Annotated in this window: 2 protein-coding genes and 1 pseudogene; 1 reads left to right on the forward strand and 2 read right to left on the reverse strand. The window is 71.6% G+C overall.

The features are described from left to right. A pseudogene (locus tag GUY61_RS36750) lies at positions 1-487 on the forward strand (hypothetical protein); the annotation flags it as partial. Between the two features lie 17 nt (positions 488-504). Here GUY61_RS36750 and GUY61_RS36755 read toward each other — a convergent pair. Both GUY61_RS36755 and GUY61_RS36760 read right to left on the reverse strand, forming a co-directional pair. After that, on the reverse strand, positions 505-1,224 hold the full coding sequence (locus GUY61_RS36755; RefSeq protein WP_166634638.1) for a helix-turn-helix domain containing protein: 720 nt from the start codon (positions 1,222-1,224) through the stop codon (positions 505-507). Next, positions 1,224-3,040, reverse strand: a 1,817-nt coding sequence (locus tag GUY61_RS36760; protein ID WP_279576898.1) for a hypothetical protein, incomplete at its 5' end; no start/stop codon positions are given. The genes GUY61_RS36755 and GUY61_RS36760, both read right to left, overlap by 1 nt.

Below are 3,040 nucleotides of genomic sequence, written 5' to 3' on the forward strand. Positions count from 1 at the left end.
CCAACCGCGAAGTCGCCCGATGACCGACGATCTTCACCAAAGTCATCTGCCAGCGACCAGCATGAGCATCCCGATGCCCACGCACACCAGCCCCGTGACCAGCAACTTCAGCTTGCACACCGCTCAGAGGGCTGCCAAGTCCGCCGCCGCGCCGCAAAAGGCAGCAGTCAAGAAGCCCGCGACCAAGGCGGAGGGTGCCACGAAAGCGGCCCAGCCCACCCTGGTCGAGCTTATCCGGCGCCACCTCGCCGAGTCGAAGGAACCGCGCTCCGCCGTGGAGATCTCCACAGCGCTCGGCCAGGCCTATCCCGAGCGCCAGATCACGACCAAGGTCGTGCGGGTCACGCTCGAGGGACTCGTAGCCAAGAGCCAGGCCGAGCGCAGTAAGCAGGGCAAGTCCGTCTTCTACACCGCCCCCGCGTCTGAGCCGACGGGTGGGCCCAAGGCCGAGGCGCAGCCCGAGGAGGCTGCCGACCAGAAAGCCTGAGGCGCTGTCCGCCGCTGTCAGCGGGAGCGCCAGGTGCGGACCTCGAGGTGGATGATCTGGGCGTCGGGGCGGATGCGGCCGGTCTCCACCAGCCACTGGTGCACAGCGGCGGTGACGTCGCCGGCCGCGGCGTCCACGCGGCGGGCGAAGTCGGCGGCGTCGAAGCCGCCGGTCTGGGCGGAGCCGTAGGAGCGTTCCTCGGTGTGGTCGGCGCGCTGGATGACGTCGCGGCGGATGCCGGGCGAGTCGGTGCGGCTGCCGGAAGGGTGCACGTAGCCGGTCTTGGCGAGGCGCACGGTGAAGGCCAGGCGCAGGCCCCGGCGGGCGGCTTCGGCTATCAGGGGGCGCAGGCGGGCGGAGCCGGAGGCGATCGCCTGGGCGCCGACGCGGCCGGTGCCGGATCCGGTGGGGGTGATCAGGACGGCCTTGGTGCGCACCCGGGCGCGGGCGCCGGAGGCGGTGGTGCGCCGCTGGGTGTGACGGGCGGCGATGGCGGCAAGTTCGGGCAGGTCCGTGATACCGCCGGTCTCGACGGCGGTCAGGACCTGCCGGAGAGCGGGGACGAAGGCGGCTCCCTTGTTCTTGGTGTAGAACTGCGAGACCAGGGAGGGGTCGCGGTCGATGATGCGGGCGATGTCGCGTTTGGTGTAGCCGGCCGCCTGGAGCCGGTCGGCGAGGCGGGCTGCTTCGTTCAACTCGCCCTGGTGTCCTGGCCGGTTGCGACGGCGGGGCGGCATCAGGCCTCCTTCTCAGCAGAGAGGGCCGCACGTCCGGCGTCCCGCAGGGTGAGGAGTTCTTCTTCGGTGGTGGGAGCGGTGACGGGCCCGGCGAGGCGGCCGCGCAGGAGGTAGTCGCCGGGCTGGTGGTGGTGGGGCCAGTTGTGGGGCTGGGTGAGGTAGAGGGCGTCGGTACGGAAGGCGACCACCGTGCCGGGCGGGGTGTGCAGGGCCCCGGCGTAGGTGTCGTCGTCGCGGTGCCGCTGGGTGAGCAGGGCGGCGCGCGCTGCGGACCAGATCGCCGCAGCCCATTCGGGGTGGGCATTGGGGTCGCGGCTGAAGCCGGTGGGCTTCTGCCAAGTGATCAACTCGTCGTCGAAGCCGATGATCTCCGCGTCCGGCGGCACATCGCGCTCCAGGCTGCGGGGGGTGGTGCCGGTGACCATGCGGGGACGCTGAGCGAAGGAGCCGATGCCGTACAGCAGGATGGAGCGCACGGCGCGGGAGGCGAGGTGGGCGGCGCGGGCCTGCTGGGGATCGCCCTGGAAGTGGGCCTGGGCGGAGAGGTTGGTCCAGGTCTCTTTGAGTTTCTTGGCCCAGTCGTCGAGGGGTTTGCCGTCGTCCCACAGGATCCCGTCGAGGATCTCGATTTTCCACGGGGCGATGGGGTTGGCCAGGGCGGTGTGGATTTCGGGCCCGCCGGCCCAGGTGGTGAAGGTGGTGCCGGGCGCGGCCGGGTAGTGCCAGGCGCGGTCTCCGGGGGCGGGAGCCGGGAGGAGGCCGATGTGGTTCCAGGTGTCGGGGACGGTCACGCGGACCTGCCAGTGCCCGCACCCGTACAGGGCACGCATCTGCTCCTTCTCGCTCCAGGAGGCGAACGTGGCCGCCGTGATGCGGCGGGGCGTGCCCACCGGGGATTTCCAGGTGTGCTTGGCATAGGCGAAGGTGCGGTCATACTCCACGAGCTCGGGCAGCTGCTCGGGCACCCGGGGCGGGGTGAGCAGTTCATTGCGGCCCTGACCCGCGGTGGCGTGCAGCAGGCCGCGCAGTTCCTCGGACAGGACGGGGAAACCGTCGGCGTGCTGGCCACGGGTAGGGATGGTGCGGGTCCACAGGTCACGGCCGGTCTGCGAGGGGGAGCCCATCAGAACCGCATCGGGCCAGTGGCGGCGCAGAGCCTGCCACAGCAGGACGAAGGCGTCGCGGACGATGTGCGGGGCGTCGCCGTCGACGTCGAACCACTCCCCCACCGAGCGGATCTCCACATGCTGCTCGCCGTGTTCGCGCTGATAGCGGCCGACGGGATTGCGTGCATGGACGAAGTGCCCGGCCATCCGGTCACGGCCGCGGCCGGTGTCCGTACGCCAGCCCGGGATGGGGGCGTTCAGCCAGGCGGCCACCGCGTCACGCAGGTAGGGGTAGCGGTCAGCGTCACGGTGCCAGGGGGCGCCAGCGGTGATGTAAATCCGCTCTACGCCTTCAGGGAGGGTGCGGAAGACGGCGGTGAGGATCTCCGCGCCCGAGGCGGCACCGAGGTCGAGGCGGTGGGTCTCGCTGCGGTGCACCAGCACGCCCGTGTCCGTGTCCAGGAAGACCGTGGAGCGGGCCTGCTGGGTGAAGTTCGGTGGCGTGGAGAGCAGGTTCGGGGTGTGCGTGAACCAGCTGTTGCCCACTGCCCCGTCGGGGATCGACGGGAGGGCACACGGCGCGTCCGGGGCCGCGGCAGGCTTCGCGGAGGCAGAGTCCTCGGCAGGAGCGGCCGGCGGGGAGGCGGCGGGCTGTGCTGGTGCGGCGGCGGCCATCGCGGGCGCCACCGCTCCCGTCCGGACGGTGGGGT

This window comes from Streptomyces sp. GC420, assembly GCF_009916105.1.
GTDB lineage: Bacteria > Actinomycetota > Actinomycetes > Streptomycetales > Streptomycetaceae > Streptomyces.

Coding starts and splice junctions, on each gene's coding strand:
- GUY61_RS36755 (WP_166634638.1), bottom strand. CDS start 1,224: ATGCCGCCCCGCCGTCGCAACCGGCCAGGACACCAGGGCGAGTTGAAC.